The sequence below is a fragment of the Shewanella sp. 10N.261.52.F9 genome (assembly GCF_041471165.1).
Taxonomy (GTDB): Bacteria; Pseudomonadota; Gammaproteobacteria; order Enterobacterales; family Shewanellaceae; genus Shewanella; species Shewanella marinintestina.
The window spans coordinates 1-26,307 of the sequence record NZ_JBFRNX010000027.1; the positions used below are offsets into that span (position 1 = coordinate 1).

The 26,307-nt window shown below is 38.9% G+C and carries 19 protein-coding genes, 2 tRNA genes and 1 pseudogene; 7 read left to right on the forward strand and 15 right to left on the reverse strand.

From position 1 onward, the window contains the following. Window positions 1-74 precede the first annotated feature (74 nt). The 3 genes from AB4298_RS17455 to AB4298_RS17465 all read right to left on the reverse strand — a co-directional run bounded on the left by AB4298_RS17455 (window position 75) and on the right by AB4298_RS17465 (window position 2,337). Window positions 75-148, reverse strand: a tRNA-Cys gene (locus tag AB4298_RS17455). Window positions 149-161: 13 nt separating this feature from the next. Beyond that, window positions 162-237 (reverse strand) — tRNA-Gly (locus AB4298_RS17460). A gap of 663 nt (window positions 238-900) precedes the next feature. Further along, the gene (locus AB4298_RS17465) at window positions 901-2,337 is read right to left on the reverse strand and encodes a glyceraldehyde-3-phosphate dehydrogenase (RefSeq protein ID WP_371987691.1); all 1,437 of its coding nucleotides are present in this window, start codon (window positions 2,335-2,337) and stop codon (window positions 901-903) included. A gap of 203 nt (window positions 2,338-2,540) precedes the next feature. Between AB4298_RS17465 and AB4298_RS17470 the strand changes: the two genes are divergently transcribed. Further along, a complete protein-coding gene (locus AB4298_RS17470) occupies window positions 2,541-3,383 on the forward strand; it encodes a DUF2989 domain-containing protein (RefSeq protein WP_346347771.1) in 843 nt (280 codons plus the stop codon). Window positions 3,384-3,617: 234 nt separating this feature from the next. After that, a complete protein-coding gene (gene gap, locus AB4298_RS17475; RefSeq protein ID WP_248997122.1) occupies window positions 3,618-4,628 on the forward strand; it encodes a type I glyceraldehyde-3-phosphate dehydrogenase in 1,011 nt (336 codons plus the stop codon). Window positions 4,629-4,784: 156 nt separating this feature from the next. Here the strand turns inward: gap and AB4298_RS17480 are convergent, their stop codons facing one another. From AB4298_RS17480 to AB4298_RS17505, 6 genes and pseudogenes are all read right to left on the reverse strand, one after another. Continuing rightward, window positions 4,785-5,066, reverse strand: coding sequence for a hypothetical protein (locus AB4298_RS17480; protein WP_371987693.1), 282 nt, complete (start codon window positions 5,064-5,066; stop codon window positions 4,785-4,787). Window positions 5,067-5,327: 261 nt separating this feature from the next. Next, entirely contained in the window at window positions 5,328-5,636 is a 309-nt protein-coding gene (locus AB4298_RS17485; protein WP_371987695.1) for a hypothetical protein, read from the reverse strand. A 146-nt stretch (window positions 5,637-5,782) separates the two neighbouring features. After that, window positions 5,783-6,058, reverse strand: coding sequence for a hypothetical protein (locus AB4298_RS17490; protein ID WP_248997120.1), 276 nt, complete (start codon window positions 6,056-6,058; stop codon window positions 5,783-5,785). A gap of 307 nt (window positions 6,059-6,365) precedes the next feature. Beyond that, window positions 6,366-7,316 (reverse strand): 30S ribosomal protein S6--L-glutamate ligase, encoded by a 951-nt coding sequence (rimK, locus tag AB4298_RS17495; protein ID WP_248997491.1) that lies wholly within the window; start codon window positions 7,314-7,316, stop codon window positions 6,366-6,368. Between the two features lie 21 nt (window positions 7,317-7,337). Then, a pseudogene (locus tag AB4298_RS17500) lies at window positions 7,338-7,742 on the reverse strand (retropepsin-like aspartic endopeptidase); the annotation flags it as partial. 297 nt (window positions 7,743-8,039) lie between these two features. Continuing rightward, entirely contained in the window at window positions 8,040-8,735 is a 696-nt protein-coding gene (locus AB4298_RS17505; RefSeq protein ID WP_371987696.1) for an SDR family oxidoreductase, read from the reverse strand. A 756-nt stretch (window positions 8,736-9,491) separates the two neighbouring features. Here AB4298_RS17505 and AB4298_RS17510 point away from each other — a divergent pair. Next, entirely contained in the window at window positions 9,492-10,499 is a 1,008-nt protein-coding gene (locus AB4298_RS17510) for a protein kinase family protein (protein ID WP_371987697.1), read from the forward strand. Window positions 10,500-10,741: 242 nt separating this feature from the next. Here AB4298_RS17510 and AB4298_RS17515 read toward each other — a convergent pair whose 3' ends face one another. Continuing rightward, window positions 10,742-11,317, reverse strand: a complete 576-nt coding sequence (locus AB4298_RS17515) for a hypothetical protein (RefSeq protein ID WP_371987699.1) — start codon at window positions 11,315-11,317, stop codon at window positions 10,742-10,744. A 1,136-nt stretch (window positions 11,318-12,453) separates the two neighbouring features. Between AB4298_RS17515 and AB4298_RS17520 the strand changes: the two genes are divergently transcribed. Next, complete coding sequence (locus AB4298_RS17520; protein ID WP_248997116.1) at window positions 12,454-13,509, forward strand: tyrosine-type recombinase/integrase; 1,056 nt, start codon at window positions 12,454-12,456, stop codon at window positions 13,507-13,509. A 997-nt stretch (window positions 13,510-14,506) separates the two neighbouring features. Here AB4298_RS17520 and AB4298_RS17525 read toward each other — a convergent pair. The 4 genes from AB4298_RS17525 to AB4298_RS17540 form a co-directional block, all read right to left on the reverse strand. Continuing rightward, window positions 14,507-17,086, reverse strand: a complete 2,580-nt coding sequence (locus AB4298_RS17525) for a M1 family metallopeptidase (RefSeq protein ID WP_371987701.1) — start codon at window positions 17,084-17,086, stop codon at window positions 14,507-14,509. A gap of 365 nt (window positions 17,087-17,451) precedes the next feature. After that, the gene (locus AB4298_RS17530; protein WP_371987702.1) at window positions 17,452-18,234 is read right to left on the reverse strand and encodes an RluA family pseudouridine synthase; all 783 of its coding nucleotides are present in this window, start codon (window positions 18,232-18,234) and stop codon (window positions 17,452-17,454) included. Window positions 18,235-19,177: 943 nt separating this feature from the next. Beyond that, window positions 19,178-20,218, reverse strand: a complete 1,041-nt coding sequence (locus tag AB4298_RS17535; protein ID WP_371987703.1) for a porin — start codon at window positions 20,216-20,218, stop codon at window positions 19,178-19,180. 73 nt (window positions 20,219-20,291) lie between these two features. Next, on the reverse strand, window positions 20,292-21,632 hold the full coding sequence (locus AB4298_RS17540) for an FMN-binding protein (RefSeq protein ID WP_371987705.1): 1,341 nt from the start codon (window positions 21,630-21,632) through the stop codon (window positions 20,292-20,294). A gap of 196 nt (window positions 21,633-21,828) precedes the next feature. On the opposite strand from AB4298_RS17540, the gene AB4298_RS17545 reads away from it, so the two are divergent. From AB4298_RS17545 to AB4298_RS17555, 3 genes are all read left to right on the forward strand, one after another. After that, window positions 21,829-22,995, forward strand: coding sequence for an FAD:protein FMN transferase (locus AB4298_RS17545; RefSeq protein WP_371987707.1), 1,167 nt, complete (start codon window positions 21,829-21,831; stop codon window positions 22,993-22,995). A gap of 357 nt (window positions 22,996-23,352) precedes the next feature. Beyond that, window positions 23,353-25,143 carry a sensor histidine kinase gene (locus tag AB4298_RS17550; RefSeq protein WP_371987708.1) on the forward strand — a complete coding sequence of 597 codons (1,791 nt, stop codon included), beginning with the start codon at window positions 23,353-23,355 and terminating at the stop codon, window positions 25,141-25,143. Then, window positions 25,136-25,735 carry a response regulator transcription factor gene (locus AB4298_RS17555; RefSeq protein WP_371987709.1) on the forward strand — a complete coding sequence of 200 codons (600 nt, stop codon included), beginning with the start codon at window positions 25,136-25,138 and terminating at the stop codon, window positions 25,733-25,735. Before AB4298_RS17550 ends, AB4298_RS17555 begins: the two co-directional genes overlap by 8 nt. Here AB4298_RS17555 and AB4298_RS17560 read toward each other — a convergent pair. Then, a complete protein-coding gene (locus tag AB4298_RS17560) occupies window positions 25,732-26,220 on the reverse strand; it encodes a hypothetical protein (protein ID WP_371987710.1) in 489 nt (162 codons plus the stop codon). The genes AB4298_RS17555 and AB4298_RS17560 overlap by 4 nt on opposite strands. Between the last annotated feature and the right edge of the window lie 87 nt (window positions 26,221-26,307).

The window sequence follows — 26,307 nt, forward strand, 5'->3', positions numbered from 1 at the left end:
TTTGATTTTGATGATACGTATTGTCGGTACCAATACTGTCTCCCTTTTCAGGAAACTCATCAAATTCTTATTTGTGGAGGCGCGACCCGGAGTCGAACCGAGATCGACGGATTTGCAATCCGCAGCATAGCCATTCTGCCATCGCGCCACATAATGTAAATTGGAGCGACATATCGGGTTCGAACCGATGACCTATACCTTGGCAAGGTATCGCTCTACCAACTGAGCTAATGTCGCATTTCAATTTAAACTGCATTCAAGTTGTCGCTTCGTTCGCTTCCCCTTGACTACGGAATGGCATTCTACCGATTTAGATGAGAGAGTCAATCGTGATAAAACGAATTTATGACTGTTTGATGCTAAATTCATCAACCCTAGCGGGTTTTAAGCTTTTTGAGGGTTTTCATCCCTAAATTATCTGTTTATTGGGATATTTTGTGTCTAAATTTAATCGTAAGATCTTGGTTAACTATCCTTAGTAAAGCAATCAATATCGTTAACTGTGAGAATTCTATACGTTAATAGAGTCAGAACTGTGACATGAGACAAGTGCTTGTTTCTATTTACGTAGAGAAAATACTTTACGCAGATTAAGAGTTCATCAAGTACATATTACTTGAACGTATTTTTGGCTTATCGCTTAACCTTGAAGAACGACGCTATTTCCCAAAAGGTTTCACCCTAACTAGACATCATTGTCACGGCTGATATCAGCAAAAGTAAACCTTAACAACTACCTGCTCTCTTAATTGGATTCCAATAACAAGGATAGGCAGTTGTGCCCCCTTACTTGCAAGAATTTAAGATGTTCAGCCATGAGTTTTCTGCAGCATAAAAAAAGCCTCTTTAGATAAAGAGGCTTCTTGAGCAAATATCGCTTAAGGTCAATATACGACTAATTTAACCTACTGGTAATGATTGATAGTTAAGGTTAAGCATTTTTTGCATAACACCTACTACCTGGCAGCTATAGCCAAACTCGTTGTCGTACCATACATAAAGAATTGTACGGTTACCTTCTGCAATTGTTGCTTGTGAATCAAGTACACCTGCATAACGAGAACCAACTAAGTCACTTGAAACGATTTCAGTCGAGTCAGTGTAATCAATTTGGTTTTGTAGATCTGACTGTAACGCCATATCTTTTAGGTATTCGTTCATGTCATGCTTATTAGTCTCACCGTTTAGGTTGAGGCTAATAATTGCCATTGAAACGTTCGGAGTCGGAACACGAATCGCATTACCTGTTAATTTACCTTCAAGTACAGGTAATGCTTTCGATACTGCTTTCGCTGCACCCGTTTCCGTTATTACCATGTTTAATGGCGCACTACGACCGCGGCGATCTGCACTGTGGTAGTTATCGATAAGGTTTTGGTCATTGGTATAGGAGTGAATTGTCTCTACATGGCCATTAACGATACCGTACTTATCGTTTACTGCTTTAAGGATCGGAGTAATAGCGTTTGTAGTACAGCTTGCTGCAGATACAATTTTATCTTCATCAAGAATGTCTGATTCGTTAACACCGTATACTACGTTTTTAATCGCGCCTTTAGCTGGAGCAGTTAAAAGTACTTTACTAGCACCAGGAGACTTAAGGTGCAATCCAAGGCCTGCTTCGTCTTTCCAAATACCCGTGTTATCAACTACTAATGCATTTGAAATTCCAAATTTAGTGTAATCAACTTCATCTGGAGAATTTGCATAAATAACTTGGATATAGGTGCCGTTGGCGATGATTGCATTATTTTCTTCATCGACCTCTACTGAACCGTTGAAAGGTCCATGCACAGAATCACGACGCAATAAGCTTGCGCGCTTTTCTAAATCGCCTTTACGACCACCGCGTAAAACGATAGCACGAAGTCGCAGCTTATTGCTTACACCAGTTCTTTCAATTAGCAGACGTGCAAGTAAACGTCCGATACGGCCGAAACCATAAAGAACAACGTCTCTTGCTTCTTCAGTATCTTCTTGGGTAATTGCATCAGCAAGTTCACGGCTCATATAAGCTTCGATCTGGCTTGCATTTGGATATTCACGCCAGTAATTAACTGCTAGCTTACCGATATCTACTTTGCACTGTTTTACCGCAAGCTTACTTAAAGCCTCGATAAATGGGAAACTTTCACGTAGTCTTAGTTTTTCACCAACATGGCGACGCACTAAACGATGCGATTTAATGATTTCGATTGTAGAAGCATTTAGCAGAGGTTTGCCATAGACGACGACTTCTACACCTTGGTTACGATATAACTTACCAAGTAGAGGCTGCATAGCCTCAGCCATTTCGAAACGTTCTTGCCAACTTTGTAGGTGTTTATCAGCGCTCATTAACAGATCCTTTATCTCACTTTTCTGATTTATATTCAGAAACGTTTGAGTAACAAAAAGAAAAGACCAATAATCTAACGTTATGTAGGGTGTCTTTCCCCGTTTGGTCGGCGACATTGTAATGAAAAGTTAGCTTTCAAGCTAGTCAGAAATTTTCGATAACGATGTAATTTTATTAGAAAAAATCATGCTCGGAGCCTGTTTTGAATAGAAATTTTGTAATGATTACATCATTTTTAGTAATTCCCGCTTTTTTGGGCCTTTTAGGCTGTGAAGACCCGTCAAATACTCAGACGATTTGTAACAAAAATCCTGAACTTTGTGCCGATTTGCATAAAGATAGTTGGTGTAGATTTGAAAAAGGCGACTTAATTCGGAATCGTTTCAAGTTAAAAAACACCCTCGAGCCTACAGGAAAGCTAATATTTGACCAGTTAGTACACTTAGAACAGTACAATAAATGTGTTGAGTTGGCTGCTGGGGTGCAACATATATTACACCCAGAAAGAACCAATGATAGAGCAAGGGCCTTTGGCTTGAGTTCGCAAACATTGGCTGAGCTACAACAAACAACTAAAGGTAGCCTTGATCCTCACCTCGCCTTCTATCACTGGTCTAGGTTTAACGACAAACAAGCAGAAGCTGCATTATTCGCAGCAGAAAAAGCTGGTGAAATAGTCGATATTGATTTAAAAGCTGAATTGGCAACTTACTACTTGCGAATTCAACCAGCGAAATCGAAAAGACTATATGCAGAAGTGTTGTCTCTAAGTAATAGTGATAACTTTCAGCCTGACTGGTTATTAGCCTTAGCGACGCTCTATCGAAATGAGAACAATCAACAGATTAACTACTTACTATCTAAAACCAATATAATACTGACCCAAGCAAAATACTCTGAAAAGCAAATGTTAGCTTTAATCAATGGCAATAAGGATTTACAGATAAAACTAGACCAGGACGCAACCGAGCTTGCTCTACAGTTAAAATCTGGAAATTATCAGCAAAGTAAGCTAAAAATGTTGCTGGAACAAAAAACCTATTAAGCATGTTTTACCTGATTAACGTAAGTCAGTATTTTTTGCTCGGCAATAAATTTGCCAACCTGTAAAGTTTTTGTACATTTTGATAATAAATGCTTAAAATCGCGATACGTGTAAAAAAATTACTTAAATTATGGCCGTGAAAGCGCTTTTATCAGCGATATAACTTGACGACGCCTGTCAGTTTGGTAATTTTACTACCAGATTCTATTTATACATTTACCTGAGGGATATGAGATGACTATCCGAGTTGCAATTAACGGCTATGGCCGTATCGGCCGCAATGTTCTACGTGCTCTTTACGAAAGCGAAAAGAACTATCCTATTAAGATTGTTGCACTTAATGATTTAGGTGACGCTTCAATCAATGCTCATTTAACTAAGTATGACTCTGTTCACGGCCGTTTCAATGCAAAAGTTGAACATGCTGATGACGCTATTTTTGTTAACGAAGATAAGATCCTAACTTTCCAAGAACGTGATCCTTCAAAGTTACCTTGGAAAGAGCTAGAAGTAGATATCGTATTCGAATGTACTGGTATCTTCACATCTAAAGAATCTGTTCAGTCACACCTAGATGCAGGCGCTAAGAAAGTTATTATTTCTGCACCAGGTAAAAATGTTGATGCCACCATCGTTTACGGTGTTAACAATGAACTTATCACTAGCGATATGACAGTGATTTCAAATGCATCATGTACTACTAACTGTTTAGCACCATTTGCTAAGCCGCTAAATGATGAAATTGGTATTGAATCTGGTCTTATGACGACTATTCACGCTTATACCAACGATCAGCGTTTATCTGATGTGTACCACACTGATCTACGTCGCGCGCGTGCTGCTGCGATGTCTATGATCCCTACTCAAACAGGCGCTGCAGCTGCAGTCGGCCTTGTAGTTCCTGAACTGGCTGGTAAATTTGACGGTCTTGCGGTGCGTGTACCTACAGTAAACGTTTCTTTAGTCGACTTGTCTTTTGTTGCGGCTCGCGACACCACAGTTGAAGAGATCAATGCCATTATCGAAAAAGCAGCATCAGTTGCGCCATTGAGCGAAGTACTAGCTGTAAACCACGAACCATTGGTATCTATCGACTTTAACCACAATGCATTCTCTTCTAACTTCGATGCTACACAAACACGTGTTAATGGTCGTTTAGTTAAGGTTATGGCTTGGTACGATAACGAGTGGGGCTTCAGTAACCGCATGTTAGATAATGCAGTTGCACTAATGAACGCAAAGTAATGTATTAGCGCTCAAGCAAAAGCCCAGAAATTGCTGGGCTTTTTTGTCGCCTAAAGTTACTTATTACAATGGAACTATTTTAGGCTAGTGATTCAAATTCAACACAATTACGCCCGCTTTTCTTCGTTTTATCCATCAAAATAACTGCATGGTTCATTAACTTTCAGCACAAGCGCTTAGATCTTTAGTATATAAAGCTTTTAGGCTCACTGAAACGTCCCAGTTGCCTATATCAGTAGGTATCTTCTCCATTGAAATATAAGCCTGTATTCGTTTAGCTAGCGCTAATGCACTAGCTCTATCTAATCCAGTTTCAAAAAGACAAAACTCTACGTCATCTACTACGCCAAAAACAGCTTTTTTTGGTAAAGCTACCTCGATTCTTCTAACTATTTCTATAATTGTTTGACCGCCAATTATGATAACCAAACGTATCATTAATACTGTTAAATCTATCTACGTCGAATAACATAAACGTCATGCCGCAACTTGATTTGCCAATCTGCACAGCACACCTTTTATCCGCTATAAATCTAACCTCGAATGCCCCCCTTGTTTATTCGTGTAACGATGTAAAAACTCATGAGAGCCAATGAACACTATTGAAATTAGGATAGTTCATGCTTTTGAATGATGTGCATTGTATATCTAACCAACATTGCACCGGCTTAATCCTTTAAGCCAAAAAGACCAAAATGTTTATTGCATGGCTATCGCTTCATCTAAGGTCTCTAAATTTTGGTTAATATAACTCAGTAAGATCACTCGCTGTGCTTTATTCATTTGAGTAGATAATACTGATCGAAGCAGTTCTAGCGCCTCTGATTTGTGACTGAGTAATGCTAGGGAAGATATTTGGTCTGGATTTAGATAACGGCTAAGTAAAACTCTGTTGGTCAGCTTTATAGAAGCTTGAACATTATCGCTAAGAACAGAAACCACATCGCTAGATATTACTTGCGACGCGATGCCCTTATCTTGCAGGTGTTGCTGCCTAGTTACTTGCATGAATTCCCCCTTTAAATCTGACTGATGCCAATTAACTTAACGAGGTAAATATTAACAAATTAACACTGTACTAATGCTTAACAGTTACTAGCTATTATTCAGCGCTTACAATTGATGGTGAGCATTTTAGGCTAATTTTAGAATGGTTAACTTCGCTTGATTCTAACGACCTTAAATATATCCATTTCAAAACCAGCTATACCCTGTTTATCTGGATAATAGGTAATGTTAACCCGAGCACCGGATAAACTTTTGTATTTTTTGGTACGTCTAAAGGTAAACGGTGTATCGCAGTTGTCGATCATGACTGTATGAATGACCCAGTCTTCCTTAATTCTTTGTGTATGAGAGCAAACTTTAACATCTTCGGAATGAACGAGTTTGTCGTGTTTTACTAACATTTTATCTACCGTGGATTTCACACCTTACTCCATAGCAAAAAACTAATGTCTAAAAGTAGCACAAACAGGCTTTTGAGTAAAAAAATAGTCTAAAATTACTGACAAAGGTTTGTATTCGGAAGTAGTTGATAACGAGCATTTGCCTAGGAAGGTTTTGACCCATTCTTTGAGGTTTAAAGGCGGTATAGCGTTTTTAAAGCTAACTCGAAAGTTGGATAAATATATTTATTAACGGTGAGAAGTAATAGCAAACTAGGTGTTACGTAAATAAGGCTAAAAAAAAGCGCAATGCCTCTGGCATTGCGCTTTCATATTGATTAAAGACGACTTACTCAGCTTTCCAGCCTAATGTCTTTTCAATAGATTCGATCATTGCACCAGCGATATCGATACCGGTTGCAGATTCGATACCTTCTAGTCCAGGAGAAGAGTTGATCTCCAATAATAATGGACCACGGCTAGAACGAATAATATCAACACCAGCGACACGTAGCCCCATTGTTTTAGCGGCTTTAATAGCCAACTGTCTTTCAGCCGCAGTAACTGAAACAATAGAAGCACTACCACCCATATGGATATTTGCTCTAAACTCACCAGGAGCCGCTGTACGTTCGATTGACGCAACAACCTTGCCGTCAATAACAAAACAACGTAAATCCTTACCTTGGGCTTCTTTAATGAACTCTTGCACTAGTAAGTTAACGCGCAGAGATTTAAATGCATTAATTACACTTTCTGCTGCTTTCGTTGTTTCTGCTAGAACAACCCCTTTACCTTGAGTCCCCTCAAGAAGCTTAACGATTAGTGGAGCGCCGCCAACCATATCGATAAGATCTTTAGTATCAACTGGTGAGTTTGCAAAACCACTTGTTGGAATATCAAGGTTGTTCTTTTGCAGTAGTTGCAATGAGAACAATTTATCTCTTGAACGCGTAATCGCATCAGAGGTATTCAACGCCATGATATTCAAACTTTCAAAGTGACGTGTTAACGCACAACCGTAGAACGTCATGCTTGGTCTAATACGTGGAATAACCGCATCCACATCATTTAAAACACGTCCACCACGGTAATGAACTTCAGGCTGTGAAGCATCTAACTTCAGGTAGCACTGCTTGATATTCAAGAATACCATTTCATGACCGCGTTGCTCGCCGGCTTCAATAAGACGCTGGTTACTGTAAAGGTCTGGGTTACTTGCTAGTAATCCAATCTTAAGGCCGCTCTTTTTAGCTGACTTTACGCCGTATAGCTGTTCTACTTCAGAATCTTCTTGCACACCTAAACAGAATGATTCAGAAGGGTCTACTAAGGTTTTGTTGCTCATGGCTTCACGACCAAGAAGCATACGGTACCCCATGCTATCGCGGTTAGTTAGAGTTAACTCTACTTCCCAAGCATGACCACCTAGTTGGATCACAGATGCGATGACATAACGCTTCTCTGACTCGCCATTAGAACTCTTAACATTGCGGCGATCAATTACCTTACTTTCGCAGCGAAGGATGATCTTGCGACTGTTTTGTATCGGATGAAGCTCGAATGAAACCCACGGCTCGCCTTCTCTTTTAAAAGGGCGGATATTGACAGCATGGATTGATGATGTTCTGGCGCCAGAGTCAACTCTAGCTTTAATTGCTGGGACACCAAGAGATGGAAAAGCACACCACTCTTCACTTCCGATAATAAACTTATTGTCGCTCATTACAATTCTTCCAGTTAAGTTAAATTAAGGAGCGCGAAAGTACTCCTTTTTTCAGCAGATGCAAACTAATTTTTAGTTATTTTCTACATACGGATAAGATTTTTATAAAAATCTTGAAAATTGAGACATCCATCGCGATTTTATAGACGTATAAACGTCTGATGTCACTGCGAAAAACATTAAATATACAGGGTATCAAAATCAGTAAATCAAGGGTAGCTTCTATAAGTAAAAACTAGCCATTCAAATTTGTATTAAACCCCTCCATTTTTCTATAAGAAAACTGACAACTTTTAATCACCAAGGGATATTATTACCTTGATAATCTAAAAACTCCCCGCTTTGCGCTTCACTCAATTCACCTATTACCATCGCCATACCTTGTACTGAAGCAGCCGGAGCTATCAATGCGTTTGGCCCGCCCATTTCTGTTCGTACCCAGCCAGGGTGTAGTGCTACACATTTAATTCCATCAGCATGTAAATCAATGGCTAAACTTTTAACGACAGAATTTAAAGCTGCTTTAGAAGAACGATAGTAATAACCCCCACCGCTACTGTTGTCTGCCATGCTTCCCACTTTCGATGAAATAAAAGCTAATACACATTCATGGCTGCGTTTTAATCTGCTGAATAAAGCTTGGGTGATCATTAGCGGTGCTAGCGTGTTGACCTCAAGTACCGAGCGCCACTCTTCTAAATCTATTGAACCAAAACTAAGCCCTTTAGGCCCATAATGTCCGGCATTGTTAATCAAAAGATCAATTGGTTGGTTTGGTAGCCTTTTAAGCAGTAATTCGATACTTTCAGGTTTGCTAACATCTAGCTCGTAAATGTTAAGTCGCCCAAATTCGTCTTTTAATAAACTGAGTTCTGGAGCAATATCCGGCTGTCGACAACACGCCGATACTTGCCAGCCTTGTTTTAAATAATGTTCGACAAAACTTAGCCCTATGCCACGATTTGCTCCGGTAATAACAAGATGTTTTGCCAAGTATTTGTCTCCCTTAATTCTCGTTATTGCTTGCATTTATCATTCTAGCTCAGCACTAATTGCCTTGCTGATTATTTGATAGCAACAAACTGAAAGTTAGATTAAATATAAGTATAAACAGGAGTTTGTTATACATTTATGATTAAACGCAAATCAACCCATTTAAACTTCTTCATTATGAGTTCTATCAATAGAGTTATAACTCACCAACAAATGACCTTGTTATCTTGCTATACCAGCTGGAACACTTCACTGGTTTTAAGCAAATGTACTAAGTTAATACATAGAATCCGCTCTAACATTTCGACAAGTTTACGATGGTTCGAGCATGCATTTTCAAAGGCTCAAGCATTAGTTTATTAGTCGCTATTGGGTGACACCTTTCGACTTTCAGTGATTTGATTGAAATTTATAGGAGCTTTTGATGTTACTTACATGTAACGCGGCCGTTTATTGTTATTAAAGAAAGTGGCTTAGTTAAGTCGTAATCCATTTGTTTCAAATGGTACAAATTTTTTGAATCTCTTTCAATCATTTAGACTTTAATACCGCAATCCAAGCGCAACAAGCAGGACCATGTGCCTAATCTATTCAGTATTTCTGTTACAAATAACAAAGAATACAAGACTGATACAAAGTGTTGTCACTTAAGTATAAGTGATCCTACTAAGATGCTTTATAATATTGTTTAATTCATTTAATAGCTTAATGACAAAAATTTCTTCAAGTTTGCATCTATAAAAGGAACTATTGCTAATGATGGTCGAGCAAGCAATCGCGGCTGTACTCAATAGGACAGACTTTAACAAGGTCAACCGAGTACAATCTCTTTGGTCTGGCTACGGTGAAATCGCCCGTTATGAATTTGTAAAATCTAGCAAAACAGGCTCGTCGAATTACAATTCTTTTATCGTTAAGCAGATCTCTCCCCCTACTATTATCAATCACCCTAAAGGTTGGGCAAACAGCACTTCTCATCAAAGAAAATTAAATTCTTATAAAGTAGAGACTGAATTTTATAAAGTCTGGGCAAAATTGTGTGATTCACACTGTAAGGTCGCTAATTTTATCGGTGATATATCTTTTGAAAACGCGGGTGTCCAGAGCCATTTAATTCTGATGGAAGATTTAGATGCCTTCGGATACTCACTGCGAGCGGATGCATTAACACTTGAACAAACAAGATTGACCCTGCGTTGGTTAGCGAATTTTCATGCAAAATTCGTAAGCCCTAATGACCAAGTAAAACCTTGTGGTCTTTGGCCAATCGGTAGCTATTGGCACTTAGCTACTCGTTACGATGAGTGGTTAGCTATGGAGCCAAATAAATTGAAATATAGTGCATTATTTATAGATAACATATTGAATAACTGTAAATATAAAACACTTATTCATGGCGATGCAAAAGTTGCTAACTTTTGCTATACCACTAACTTTAGTGATGTAGCTGCAGTAGATTTTCAGTATGTTGGCTATAGCTGTGGTGTTAAGGATGTCATCTATCTTCTTGGAAGCTGCTTGGACGAAGAATCGCTATCGCATAATTTCACGTCCTTAGTGAATTATTATTTCCACCAGTTTTCGCAAGCATTAGCTAAAAATCAGCCTAAAGTTGACGCAGAAACTATTATTGCAGAATGGAGCAGTCTTATAGATTTTGCATGGGCTGACTTTGAAAGGTTTCTTGCTGGGTGGTCTCCAAACCATATAAAGCGAAATAGCTTTAGTCATAAAATAACAAGTCGGGCACTTGCAAAGCTGTAAAAATTAGCTCTGCTAGTTAAGTATCAATTGACATAATTTTTAGTATTATTCATAGCCTATCACTAGGCGTTCTATGTCTTCAACCAAATGACAAGCTGAAAGAAAGTAAGAATTTCGACAACAATTCTAACTATCATTAACTATTTGTATTCTCTCTTTTCAGTAAATTAAAGGATTTTATAAATAGACACTTCTTTAATGACAAAGGGGGAATCACAGGCTTGCAAACTAATGTAATGATTTTAAACCCGCTCCGATTGTTCAGCCTCTTTTAATTCTAACTGCACTAATGTTCTCTGATCACTGAGTAAACTATCAATAGCCTGGTCAAAAGTATCAATTTGATTCGCTGCCATATACTCTTTTAATTGCATAACCAAATCATTGCTGATCTCTATATGAGATTTCTTTTTACGTTTTTTTATTTGAGATAGTTCCTTTCGAACCATACGCCAACCATAGTCACTAAAATAGCGGTTTAGAAGTCTATTACTTTCGGCCAATGCTTTAGTTAAATCAGCAACACCTTTGCGCTGTTGGTTTAAAGCGGATAAGCTTTCACTTAATTTGATGTAGTGTGAATTACGTTCTTCTAACTCAAAATCAACAAACCACTCAGCCCTAACATTAAAATCAGCCAAAGTAATCAACCTGTAGATTAGAGGGAGTGCAAAAACTATTTCGTCAGCTTCGAGAAGTTTAAGTCTTCTGCCTGCTTTTGGCTTTTCATTATGAAAGACCCATAAATGGTAAGTATCAACACAGCCTTCAGTCTGTAGGCTTTTATCGTTACTTTTCTTAGGAGAACTTGTGGACATCTTCTAACTCACTTTAATATGGTATAACCATATATTAACTTAGAAACAGTTAATAATGGAATATAAGTATCTAAAATTTAATATTTTTTTATTTAACAGTATTATTCACTAAAAATGGTATAACCATACTAAAATGGAATTTAGCTGATAACGGTAGTATTTCTATTAAGTGTCATGATGATATTAATTTTGAAACATTTAATATTAGAGATTAATTAGTAATGGTTCGAAGTAGAAAATCGCTGCTGCAAGATTATCAATATCGGCCGGACGAAAGTGCCAGTTAAACTCGGCGTAAAAACTTAATCATCTTTCTTATTAGTTTGTGCCAAATTCATTTTCCTTTTCAAAACGACGTTCCACATATAGTTACATTCTATTGGATTAGTATTAGAAAGTAACAATATTATGGGTCAGTATTAGAACTCCCCTACTACAGTAGATTTTCAACTGGAGAACTGAAAAAAGTCGCTGCGTTGTCCATTTATTCTTCTAATGGCTAAACCTACTAAATTTAACATTATGCTTTTAGACTACCGCTAAAAACACACATGAGTATACTGATACAATAACGCTTTCAAAACCACCGCATTAACATGGTATAACCATACTTAAAAAATATAGGTTGATAGTGGTAATGCATATGATTTATAAAAAACAATCACCAATCAGGTGTGCCATATCTGTTCAAAATTCTAGCAATAATCCATCCCTTAAAAATATGCCCAACAAAAAAATGGTAAAACCATACTATAAATCTAGTAACAGTGTACAGCTAACTATATCCAATGGCGAATCTAATGCATTCTTTGGTTTTAGACCTTAACTATATGGGTGGTTAATATTCGTGCAAAGCGCGGGGCATCATTAACCTAGAAATTCGAGTAATGTTCAATAACTATACACAATAGAATTTTAAAATTCACTACCAGTGATAATGACGATTATCACTGGTAGTAAATAGCGATTTTAGGTAAAATATCGCTCGATTTAGATTGTTTATTCAGCAGCATAGCTTGTTGATGTAGGCGTTGATATTGTTATTAAACTGCTGTCAGCGGCAGATCTGGAGCAAACTAGTCTAATTTGTATGTTTATTATTCATGTTGAAAGTTCGCTAAAAGGCCCAAACTCTGATGAAATCCGCTATAACATCTTTCCAAAATCAGGTTTTTAGCCGAGGTTCGCCCGCTTCTACAAGCGATGAAAAGTTCTTTCAAGAACAACAACTACCAGTTTCTATTTTAGATGACTATAAAAGTGCAGCTGAAGAAACCCAATACGAGATCTCTGAAAACACTAAAAGAGTGTACTCTTCTAGTTTCTCAATATTTCAGTCCTACTGCGAGCAACATGGTTTAAGCCACTTGCCTGCTGACCCTAGAAGTATCATTTCTTTTATCGGTCATCAAAAAGAATTGTACCAAGAAAAAAATGGCCACCAGCTGTCTAAACAAACAATCAATACCCGTTTAGCTGCGATTCGATTCTTTCATATCCAAGCAGGTTATCATTCTCCAACTGAACACCCTTTAGTTGTTCGAGTGATGCGAGGCTTAATGCGAAATCAATATCGACAGATCTCTGACTATGATCAGCAACCTATTACTTATGATGAATTAGAAATGTTGTTGTTGGTCATCGATCAGCAACCACAGCAACTCACCCGCCTAAGAGATAAAGCAATTTTACAACTTGGTATGCAAGGTGGATTTCGCCGTTCAGAATTAGCAGAGGTAAAAGTCGAACACTTAAGTTTTTTAAGGGATAAATTAAAAGTCAGACTGCCCTACTCCAAAAGCAATCAGCAAGGACAAAGGGAATGGAAAGATCTTCCTAAGGACGAAACTTTTTCAGCCTATGAAATTGTAAAGCAATGGATCGATACCACAGGGATCACGCAAGGACACCTTTTCAGATCTTTGAGTCGTGATGGTAATAATCTAAGAGATTACCAGTTGCTAAAACCGAAAGTGGGTAAAGGCTTTCTGCGCGGTGATGATATTTATCAAATGATCAAAAAGTATTGCGATAAAGCCGGACTTAACTCTAAGTTTTACGGTGCGCATAGTTTACGTAGTGGTTGTGTGACTCAGCTGCATGAAAATGATAAAGATCATTTGTACATAATGGGCAGAACCGGTCACACCGACCCACGTTCTCTTCGCCACTACTTGAAACCTAAAGACTAGAATTTGAATCTTAGCGATATACTTATGTTTAGTTTTCGCTTAGCCATTTTATGACAATTCAATTTACAGTAGCGCAAACATTCAGAGTAACAAGAGTTTAAACATGAGAGTTTTGTGTTTAGAGGTTAGCTATAAATTGATGATGATTATTCTAAGCTTAAACATGACATAAATGCTTCAAACTTATGTTAATCAAGAATTAAGCTAATAAAATTAGATCGTCAGGCAAACATTATAAGCTCTAAAGCTTAAGTCATAAATATCAGTGCTAAAAGATAAGTTGTAATCACTAATTAGTTATTTTTATTTTTATATCGCTAACTACTTATGCGCTTAAGTAATAATTCCTTGGACTTTATTGACATAAATCTATTCCTATTTAACAACTTCGTTAACTGATTTAAAACTGTAGTTTTATAACCTTGTGATAATGTATCTTAACTAGTTATAATATATGCCTCTTTCCATATTAGTAACTTTGTTGTAAAAGCTTCCATATTAAATGGGTATAAAAATTTAAAAATTCACCTTGCAATAAATATAAAAGATACATTATTTAGAGAAGTAGGCGCTCCACTAAGTATCATAGCATCAAGGTCACAAGTATCAAAACGGTGAGTATAGTTATTATTAAACAATAGCTTACGCACAGGCTTATCTCAGATTTCCGTTGGGAACTGTGTTTCCCCATACTCTATACAAACTGCTATAAACCAGCTATAAAATCGACTATCTAATCATTGTCGTTAAGTTAATCTAAGGTCTTTATATTCTATAATTTATTAATACTTAAATGCTTAAATGCTTAAATGCTTAAATGCTTAAATGATTTCTATTGATGAGTTCTACCATTAACAAGAGTATCTTGCGCACGTAAATTATATTTTGTAAATCTAGACATATAAAAAAGCCTGCTATAATACAGGCCTTTTCATTACTCGTTGAGTTTAAATAGATTAAATTAACACATGAGTCTATTTTATTAGGCGCTATCTGATCATAATCTATTCAGATACGCTTCTACACTTGCCTGCTCTCGTTGCTTCAATGCGACACAGTTATTAACGCTTTCTTCAAGTTTAGCCAAGGTGCGGCCATACTCGGGTGTGGTTGCTAACTTAGGCTTAAAGAAATTTTCTGTTTTAATCAATGCATCAGCCTCACAACCAGAACCTGTGTAGTAAGGAATATTAGCAACAGCAAATGGCGGAAGTTTATCTTTAATTTCAGCATAGTTAGCATAAACCCAATTTCTGAATCGTTGCTTGCGTTCTTTGCTATAGTCTTGGCCTGCTAAGATATATCGTAGATCTGGTGCTTTTATGTTATCCGTTAGCGTGTAGGCCAGAACATCAGACTGCAACTCCTCTGTGGGCGCATAACCGAGTGCCATCATTAAACGAGTACGTTTCAATGGATCTTTGGTGGTTTCAAAAACCTGTTTAGCTTGATTGAGTAACCTACTATCGCCATTGTAGATAGCAATCGTCAAATAAGTGCCAATTAAATAAGGATCAACCTTATCGCTTCCAGATAAATAGGTTTTCGCTTCTTTTGTCGCAGTCGCTATCGTTGCTCTATCTTCTGCTTCAAATGCCAGTAATTGAACTAGTGTTGGTCTTAACTTGCTAACAGCAGTGTTTTCGCCTGCCTTTACTTCTAGACCATACTTATCTATGGCACTCTGAGCACGGGCTGCAATAAATTTCGCCCATTTTTGCTTATTACTTTCATCGATAAACGTCCCCTTTTGTGATTGTAAGTAACCCAGCGCAGTTGAAACGACCTCAGGATGTGGATCATCAATAAACTCGCCCAGTATATTTAATAACTCACCGCCGCTGACGAAGCCTGCATCTAATAAGGCATCAGCCGCTGAAACTAACGCCTTTCTTTCACGCACTGATAGCTTTGATTTTGCGTTGTTAAGCAGCTGAGTCATTTGAATTTCATCTAGTAACCAGCGGTAATAACCCATCGCATCGGCATCGGGATAAACCCATTCTGGTGCAAAAGCCAGTTCGAAAGTTTGGCTGTCCTTCTCAAGTAATACAGTTGTTTGCTTTACTGTATTACCTTTACCGTACTTAATTGAAACGGGTACAGTCCAACGCTGCGCTGGCGCGTCTGTACCAGCAGTGACAAAACGTTGTTGGTTTAAGGTGAGTCGTTTACCATCAACAGACACATTAATCAGGGGATAAGAAGATTGTTCGATAAAGGTACTTAACACTTCTCCGACATCTTTACCTGACGCCTTACTTAGCGCGTTCCATAGATCATCTGCTTCGGTATTTTTATATGCATGATCTTTTATATATTGGCGAATACCTTTGTTAAAAGCGTCAACCCCAATATAATTTTCAACCATATCAAGTACCGCTTCACCTTTGTTATAAGCAAGTCCAAGACCATCCATGATGTCGGCCTCTGTTTTAATCGGTTTACGAATAGGCTTAGTTGATACTCTAGAATCTAGTGCCATCACATAGTTCTTTGACAATGATAGGTTAGATTCAAATTCCGGGTGCGTTTGATGGGTGACTTTTGCCGCCATCCAACTTGCAAAGGCTTCGTTCAACCATAGGTCATTCCACCACTGCATTGTCACTAAGTTACCGTACCATTGATGAGCAAGCTCATGACCAATAATTGATACCGCACGCTCTTTGCTGTTTTGGCTAGCTGTAGCTTCATCGAGAAGGAGAATATCTTCTCTATAAGTAATTAAACCGGCATTTTCCATCGCACCAAATGGAAACTCAGGTACAGCCACTGTATCAAGTTTGGCATAGGGGTAATCCACACCGAAGTACTCCTCAAGCGCACTTAATACAATTGGCATTTGTTTCGCAGCATATTGCGCTAGCTCTATTTTGCCTTTAGTGGTGATGACTCTGCCTGGTACTTTCATTCCAGACACAGGGATCTCTTCAAACTGACCGACTGCGAAAGCCACCAAATAACTTGATAGTGGTTTCGTTTCAGCAAAAACATGGGTTGTCATATTGTCTGCAGTCGTTGTTTTTGTTTCTGGGGTATTGCTATATACCTTGTCTGTTTTAGGCGCTGTGATCGTTACTTGAAATGGAATTTTATATTCCGGCTCATCAAAAACAGGAAACGCACGACGAGCATCACTCATTTCAAACTGAGTAAATAGATACGGTAAACCGCCATCCATTGTTTTATAGAGGCCTACAGATTGCCTGTTATAAGGCGCTTCGAAGTCCATCGACAAAGTATATTGGCCTGGAGTAATTTCATGAGCACAGTTAAATAATACAATTCCAGTTTCTAATTGCTTAGATGTCATGCTGCAGTCTTTCGCACCTGCTAATTGAATATTACTCGGTAAATACGCCACACCATTAAGCTGTAACTGTTGAGTCGCGCTCAGTACTTCAAGCTTAATTGAAGTGTTACCGAAAAAATCATCCTTATTAGGATCTAAAGTCAGTGCTACGCTTTGAGAAATGGGTTTTGCGACTTTGCTGAGTACATATTCATTTGCCTGCGCTTGATAGCTAGCTGCACATGCCAGCGACACGAGAGTCGCGGTGACTATTCGATACATATCGATTTCCTGTTGTCTTGTGATCCGTATAATCCGCAGCCAGACATGAGTCTAGTGCTGGTTAACCCTTTAGCTTTGTTGTTTTCAGATATGAGTACACACTAAAACCCAAAGAGGATATGGATGCTTAAGATAACAAAACATTAACAGCAGTGGCAGCGTATACTGATTTAGGCATCGTCGTTGTTGTAACAATTGATGAACAAGGTAAAACTAAGTAGCAGAGGATTGCTGTAGATATATACCGTAAAGGATGCGCTTCAAATAGATAGACAACTTAAATAGCGCACAGAATACCAGACTTAAATGAAAGACTAGACTTAGAGATTAGACTAATAGGCTAAAATAAAGGTTATAACTGAACATCAAAATGGGCATGGACTGTAACCATGAATTCTTACGCCACTAATCGGATGATCAAACTCTAATCTGGTGGCATGCAGCATCAACCTTTGGGCCAATTGATAAGTTGCCTGAGTGCCATATAAGTCACAACCTATAATAGGGTGCCCCATATATTGGCAGTGAATTCTAAGTTGATGAGTACGCCCTGTTTCTGGCGTTAACTCTACCCTTGTTAATGCCAATTCATTACGATTATCTGGAGAATCTAAGTTAACGGCTTCCAATAAGCTTACTCCTTGCAATGAGTCCACTTGCAATGAGTCCACTTGCAATGAGCAGTCCGTAGCGATTGAAAGCGTTTCATTACCAATAACCTCAAATAACGAATGGGCAGGCTTACCCTCTAGTTCGCATATCTTCATCATTGGGAAATTAGGCTTGTCTTTAGCGATTGCTGCCGATATTCGACCATGTTCTTGGTTAACTGTGCCAGCTAACAAAGCGGTGTAACGCTTAAGTACATTGCGCTCACTAAACTGCTTACACAAAAGTGCATTAATCGTTTTATTGAGTGCGATAAGCATGATGCCTGAAGTACCTAAATCTAACCTGTGCACCAGCGAACAACCAGGAAAGTCTTTCACGAGACGATGATGAACTGAATCGAGATTTGCCGGATGTTTACCGGATAATGACAATAAACCTGAAGGCTTGTTTATGAGTAATAAATGCTCATCTTGATAAAGAATTGTGATCTCTTCAGAACACGGAGGAGCGATAAAATCATCGGCAGGATTTTTCATTTTACCTTGGGACCATAGACAAACTGCAGGAGGTGCATGATACCGCAGTTTGTGATTACCAACGAGCATTGCCGCTGATGTTTGTGACTGTTCTTTACTGAATGAAATACATTGCTCAAATAATAGTGTTCAAATCTTAACGCGCAAATAAAATGAAGCGAGTGAGTATGGATAATACGCAAGCAAACCGCATAAACTCGCGTAGCCCTGCTAACTCTCATAGTATTAACGATCATTCTATCCAATGTCATGCGATTAACTTTTATACTTCTAGTTATGACCCTGAGTCGTATACTGAGTCCCATACAGTATCAAATTGCTAGCTATCGTTTGATTACATGGCCAATCCACACCTTTAATCAATCCTCATAAAACTGACTCGCTAGGATTTCTGAGTTCTTTTAAAGGATTTACCCATACTCACTATTTCGCATAATAAGTCATTTAGCAAAATATAATCCCGAGATATTTTTAACTAAAGTGAGTTTACAGTCATAAAAGTGAATAAAGATTGACTTAAGTATAACGTATCTTCAGCACTATTTTTCTAAGCTTGGTTTTAAAATATCAGTGCATAGAGCAATGAAACAAACACTGCAAGTAAATTGCTTAAGTCGACAAACTTAGGATTCTTATCGCTCGTGATGGCACAATCCTGACCTTAAAATATTTGAATACTCTATAAACTAACGCCTAAGAATAATCAGTGTCATTTGCAGATGGAATAGAATTGGAGCACTAAAACGGAATCATTAAAGATAAGATAAACCTAACTAGATTGAACCACGAGCAATGATGTTGTGAGTTTAGCTTGTTGGTATAAAAATGGATCTGGAGATGAAGAGGATGTAGAAGTAGAATAGAAAGTGCCCATCCTTGCACACTTTCTAGGAGCAAATTTTTACTTTAAATAGTTCTAAACAACTAACTAAATAGCTCGATTTTAGAAATCGATTCTAAAACCGATGCTCGCGATAGTGTCGTCAAAATCAGAGTATTGTTTTACATCAAACTGACCAATTTCAGTATGCACACGCGTTGACTTAGATAGACGATATTCAGCACCTAAGGCCCATTGTGATACTTCCGGCACTTCTGTGGCTGCTGCGCCTAACTTGTCGTAAACACGACCAGCAATCTTACCCGTACCTGAATCATCTTGGCCGTATTGTGCTTTTAGAGTTAGTTTATCAATTTGATATTTAGCGCTAATGATAAAGCCATCGCCATCACGTTGCTGCCAGTTATCCAAATTAGGATTCACAACTTCAGAACTTTGGTACATAGAACCAAGCATTAAGTTATTATATTTATACTGCGCAACCAGACGTACACCTTTGATGTCTTCTACACCATCTGTGTATGCCGCAGCTAAATAAACATCACCGGTTTTAAAAAGCTTATCACCATAAGTTAGTGCGACTTGGTAATTGCCATTATCACGGCGAACGTCATCTTCAGAGTAATAGTTGTCTTCTAAGATATAGCTGGCGCCAAACTGGAGCTTATTCCATTTTACCGTTTTGTACTCAAGTGAATCGCCCCAGCGCTTGTCACCAGCAAATAAGCGATCGTGTTTCATCGAGTACATATCCATTGCATCAGATGTGCCTTTTGCCATCTTAAATACTGGATCGATACGACCTGCTGCAAGTTGACCTGCGCTTGAATGCTTGATCCCTAGGTAAGTTGGACGTGCAGAAAAAGGATTGTTGTTCTTGCCTTCGCTCGCGCCGTTAACACCCACTTCAATTTGGTAAAATACGGTGAAATCTTCATTTAAGGCAGCATTACCCTTTACGCCTAAGCGGCTCCAGTTGTTCTCTAGAATCGTGCCGCTTTTACCGCTATGGGTTGCACTGCCACTATCAGAATGTGTTACTGAGTAGTCGATACGGCCATAAAAATCATACGCGTCAGCCATAACACTTGGAGAAGCAAGTACCGCTGCTGCAATTAAGGTTAATTTTACTGTTTTCATCATTTTGTCTCTTAATCTAATTATAAATTTTTAACTGCAGTGCCTGTTCTGGTAGGCACCGCCACAAACAACAGGACTATTTGCTGTGTTTAACAATCACGCCGTCTTGGCGCATTTGCGTGTATAAAACTTCGGCTTGAGCTAAGTAGTTATCCCAAGCATTTGAGCGCTTAGTAAAACCAGTCGCTGCATAGCTACCTGTGTCACCTGTTGCAGGAAGGTCGTCGATTAAGAACAATGAGCCGCCTTGCTGTAAGTGGCTATTTAGGGCATCGATCATCACGTTAAAGCCAATGCGAGCAGGCTCTACGTAGTTGATAGATTCATACTTAGATTGACGATAGAATTTCTTCTGTGACGCATCTTTTATCTGTGCTTTTTCATCAGCAAAGATTTCGTCGTAATGAGCTTTGGTAATTTGCTTAGTTTGGGTATCGACGACGATACGTAGCATTGCTGTCACACCAGTCCAGTTTCCTTTAGCATCAACTAGCTTTTCAGCATGTTGATAAAAACGTTCATGGCTACCCTCACCATTGATTTGTGCGTGGATCTTTGCCGTTAACGGCACCATAGACTGTTGGATACTGTTAGATGCTCCCGCAACGACATCGATACCGGCATACTTCAAACGGTTTGGTTCTTTTAATTTATTGCCAAGAGTTGGGTCGAAATCAGGATTAAGTTCAAAAGTTAATTTATCTTGTTCAACCATTAACTTTTCCATGGTCAAAGCTGACTGCACCCATGCGGTGCCCTTTTTCTTACCCATAGAGAAGTTGTACTCAGACATACGCTTAGGCACGTCTTGGTATAAACGGGTGTAATAATTAGGACGGCCGCTTTCATTAAATTCAGCAAAAATAACGTTATTGGTGTTATTCAACTCAGTAACAATCGCTACGCTACCCATGTGGCCTTGGCGGAAACGCGCTTCTTGGTAATAATAATCACCCTTTAGCAAGCCAAGCTGTGGCTGAATTGACCACTTAAGCTTGAAATCTTCATCAGCAGAATCATCTTTTGCGCCTACAGCAACAAACTCAGGCTTGCTACCGTCTGCACGTGGCAAACTATTAATCGCTTCCAAAATGCCATTTGATGAGTAAGTTGCACCAGATACTGCGTCAATACCTTCATGACCGTTGTTCGCTAGCACCTTAGGTAGTAGTCGCTCAGCATTTAGGTAGAGAGATTCGGTTTCTTTGTGTGACTTGGTCTTAACGTCAACGATATGACCATTTTTGACTTCAACTGTTAGCGTAATGACACTTTTCTTACCTTTAGCAGATACGTCATGGATACCATCTGCGTACTTACCTGCAGGTACTGAACTTGCACAACCCACTAAGGTCATAGTGCCCACTAATACTGCGGTGCTAAGTAATGATTTTTTGAATAATATTAAGCTTTTCATTGTGAATGCCTTCAAGAGTTATATCGTTGAGGGCAAGAATAAGAGTTTTAAATTAACTAGCAATTGCGGAAAACCGCAATTGAATACATGCAATACGATTAATTTGATCCAGGTAACATTAAGCTGCTGAGTCAATAATATTTAAGTTCAATCTGTGTTACTCATAATATATCCACCGCATAACCAAGTAGTCTACATGAATAAATCAATTGCCTTTTTAACTCTGTTATCTATAACTAGCTGTGTCAAAGCTGAGCAGATTAACCAGCCTATAGCACCAGACTTCAATATCATAAAAGTCGCAACTAATGGTGAACCATATCGCTGTGAAGGTAATGCGATTATCACTCATGACCAATCAAAAACTAATTTAACGACTTTAAAGTACTTTGGAACATCCATTAGTATCGATGTTTATGATAAGGATAATAAAAATATTGAAGAGGCACTTTGCCATGCATTAAATGTGGTTCAAAAATACCACTACTTAGCGTCCAATTATAGTACTTATCCTCATGTGACTAATATAAAAAGCATCAATAACAATCCGGATAAAACCCATCAAATAGATCCAAAATTAACCGATTTGTTAGCTGCTAGTATCGAGTGGCATGATAAAACCAATGGCTATTTTAATATCGCCTTATCGCCGGTAATCGATCTTTGGCGAGGTTATCGGGCGCAATGTAAAGGCGAGAGAAAGGAGCAAGATAAATGCCAAATACCATCAGATGCAGAACTTAACAGCGTTGCTAACTTAACGAATATTCGAGATATTTCGCTTAATACTGAGCTCAATACGGTCAAGCTTAAGCCTGGTATGAGTATTGATCTTGGTGGTATCGCTAAGGGTTGGATGGCAGAAATGGTCTATCAGCAATTGAAAAAAGATGGCGTTAATAACTTTATGATAAACGCCGGTGGTAACATTCGACATTATGGCGTGCACCCAGAAGGACGAAACTTCACCACTGCAATTGAAAACCCAATATGCAAAAAATATAATAACCAACTACTGCAATGTCAGAATTTTGAAGGTTTATATCATGAAGTTATAACTGGACAAGATATAACTGTTGTTTCAAGTGGTAATTATTTGCGCTATTACCGTGTTGACGGTAAAGAGTACCATCATATTATTAACCCGAAGACTTTAAAACCAAAAACAACTGGCGTTTCCGCGACATTAGTTATGCAGAACAATCAAATTTATGCTGACATTATTTCGACAGCGTTATTTTTAATGCCAATAGATGACGCGTTAGCTTATGCAGATAACAACCCTGACTTTGAGGCCGTTTGGTTTTTAAACGATACGGGAGATAAAACTGAGTCGAAAGGCTTCAATAATTATAGACTTTAATTGCCTTAACATGATTAGAATACTAAATAGTCATTATGGTGTAGGTCATTATTAAAATTCTGGCCTAGATCTCATAGCATTTATATTACGTAACTTTTATTACTTTAGTCCTACAAATCATGTTAATCACCTCGACATAAAATCAAAGTAGAATAATTAATAGAATGTGGTGCTAGAAGATGGTAATAAAAGCTGAAATATTGCTTTATCATTATAACTAATCCCCGTCTGAGCTTATCTAACGGTTTTCCGCATACATAAGTAAACTGTGATAAACCTCAATTTACTTATGAGTTTTATCACAGGCTTTTCGACAATAGCGCATAATAGATAAGCGATGTGCTTTTGAAGATAACCATGTTTAGAAAACTCCCTAAGATAGTCAGTAGCATTTGCTTGTTAGCTTGCAGTTATTCATATGCTGATGTGCAACAACCAATTCGAATCGGTGTACTTGCTTTCACTGAACCTGAAAAGGTCGAGCAACGCTGGCGGCCAACCATTGAAAAGCTAGAGCTTGATCTTCAGCGATCATTTGAGCTTGTTGCATTGCCACCGAGTGAACTCGAACATGATGTATCCTTGGGAAAATTTGATTTTCTGATCACTAATGCCCTCACTGCTGTCAGTTATAAAAAGGATTATGGCACCAGCAGCATCCTGACACTTATCCCATTAAATAACAGTAACCCCACCGAGGCGGTAGGTTCAGCGCTTATTTCCCGCCAAGGCACACAGATCAGCAGTTTTAATGATTTAAGGTTTTTAAATGCGGTGTCGAGTGATCCCAATGCATTTGGTGGTTTTCAAATCTATGCCGGTGAGATGGCGCAAAACGGGTTGAATCCCTTTAAAGACTTTAACAGCCTCAAGTTTGCTGGTTTTCCACAACAAAAATTATTGCAACAAGTGTTAGATGGCACGGCTGACATAGCTATTTTACCCACCTGTGTCCTTGAAAATGCAATCGCAGCCGGCAATATCCCAAAGGACAGCTTGCAAGTTGTGCTGAGTCAGCCGAATTCAGGTTTTAAATGTCAGAGTTCAAGCCAATTATACCCATACTATTCCTTGTCAAAGTTAGGTAAAACTGACCACCAGCTAGCAACTAAGGTAATACGTTCACTGTTATCGATTGAGCCTGCATCAAACGCTGCAATCACTGGCCGCTATCAAGCCTGGTCAGCAACGGTTAACGACAGCGAGGTATTCAAACTACTAAAACAGTTGCAGCAATGGCCTTTTGTGACCAATTGGACCTCAATATTTAAGAGTGCCCTCCCCGTAGGCATCGCCATTACGCTGATATTACTTTTAGGCTTTATCCATCATTTAAGGGTAAAACGATTAGTGGTGCTGCGCACACGCGACTTGCAAGCCGAAATTGCGCAACACAAACAAACTGAGCAAGCGTTATTAGAGCAAACCAAACAATTTTATCGTGCCCAAAGAGTGTTATTGACCGGCGAAATGGCATCCGGGATCGCCCATGAGTTAAACCAGCCTTTGGCAGGGATCCGTTATCTGACTCAAGGGTGTATCTATCGCTTATCTGACAACCAAACCGAGCTTAAGGAAGCGATGACGAAGGCCCTACAACAAGTTGATAGAGCGCAATCAACCATTAAGCGCTTTAGATACTTTTGTCAGCAACCAAGCGTAATGACGCTATGCAGCCTGAATCAAATTTTAGACGAGACCTTGAGCTTAATGTCAGCAGAGTTTCAACGAATGAACCTAACGCCTGTGCTTACCACAGAGGTTATTCAGCTAACTGCCGATGCGAGTTTGTTGCAGCAAGTTTTTGTCAATATTATCCGTAATGCGCTGGATGCCATGGAGAACTGCACTGAACCAAGTCTAGCCATCACTCTGAAGATGAAACATAACCAAGTGCATATTAATTTTACAGACAGCGGTAGCGGCTTGAGTGAGGCTGCTCTGGAGCGATTGTTTTTCCCTTTCGAAACCTCCAAAGAGCATGGTTTAGGGCTAGGTATGATTATTTGCAAAAGAATTATCGAAGAGCACCACGGCGAGATAAAAGCGATGAATAACATACAGCCCCAAGTAATGACTGAAAATACTCAGTCTGCCGGGCTAACCATTAGTATTGTTTTGCCACTTAAGGAGCAAACACATGAGTAATCTCTATTTAGTTGATGATGATCAAGACGTATTAGATTCATTAACTTGGATGCTCAATGGTTTAGGTTTCCAACCTCAAGGCTTTTTATCAGCTGATGAATTTCTAACAGCTGTCGATTTACAGCAAAGTGCTATCGCCATTTTAGATGTTCAAATGCCTGGCATGGATGGCAGTGCTTTGTTATCTCACATGGTACAAGCAAACAGCCCTATTGCTGTGATCATGCTTAGCGGTCACGGTAATATTGCAATGGCTGTTCAGGCTATTCAAAAAGGTGCGCTCGACTTTCTCGAAAAGCCTGTTGATGGCGATAAGCTGGTTATTTTACTGGAGAAGGCTGCTTCTATTAGCGAACAAAATATGCAGCGTTCCGTCGCTAAACAGGCTTTAACAACAAAGCTTGATACCTTAACGCCTAGAGAGCATGAAGTGATGGAGAAAGTATTAGAAGGAAAGCTTAATAAAGTGATTGCAGCCGAGTTAAATATTGCTCAGCGCACGTTAGAACTACACAGGCAAAAAGTGATGCAAAAAATGGACGTGAGTAACGTCGCAGAGCTTGCTTTTTTGATGGGTAAAAATATCAGTTAAGCTATTCGGCTGCCGGGCGCTCTCCCGTTTGTTGCCCAGGTCGCACAAAACTCCCAACCTTTATCTTTACACATTAGCCCTCTTTTATAGCGGCTTTTCCTCGCATAAAGCGCTCGGTGTACTTGATGCTGAGCTGGTGGCGTTGCAGTGAGTGGCGTAAACAAAATAGCGACTGATTGGGACTGGCTGATCAGCTGCAGACTGTTAGTACTTTGCGTTTGATTAAACTGATAAAGGTTTGTCGCTAAGTCAGCGTCATCGACGGAGCCAGTAATCAAGGGCGCAGTTATTAATGGAGCTGTAATTAATGGAACTGCAATGAAGAACACCGTAAGCAAAGGCGCAGCAGTTAGTGCATCGGGTAACCTTGCAGCAAGAGTGCGTTGGAGAGAAGGTCTCGAGTCGTGACGACTATTTTTAGTCGCTGAGGGCGGGTTGAGTATATTCAGTTCGCACCAAAATAAACCTACATTCCATTGCAGCATTGCACTCCTTAACATTTAAATCTAATTGTGAGCCTGTAACCATCTTAGCGTAAATAATTACAAACTCAACAACTTGCAAGGTAGGAG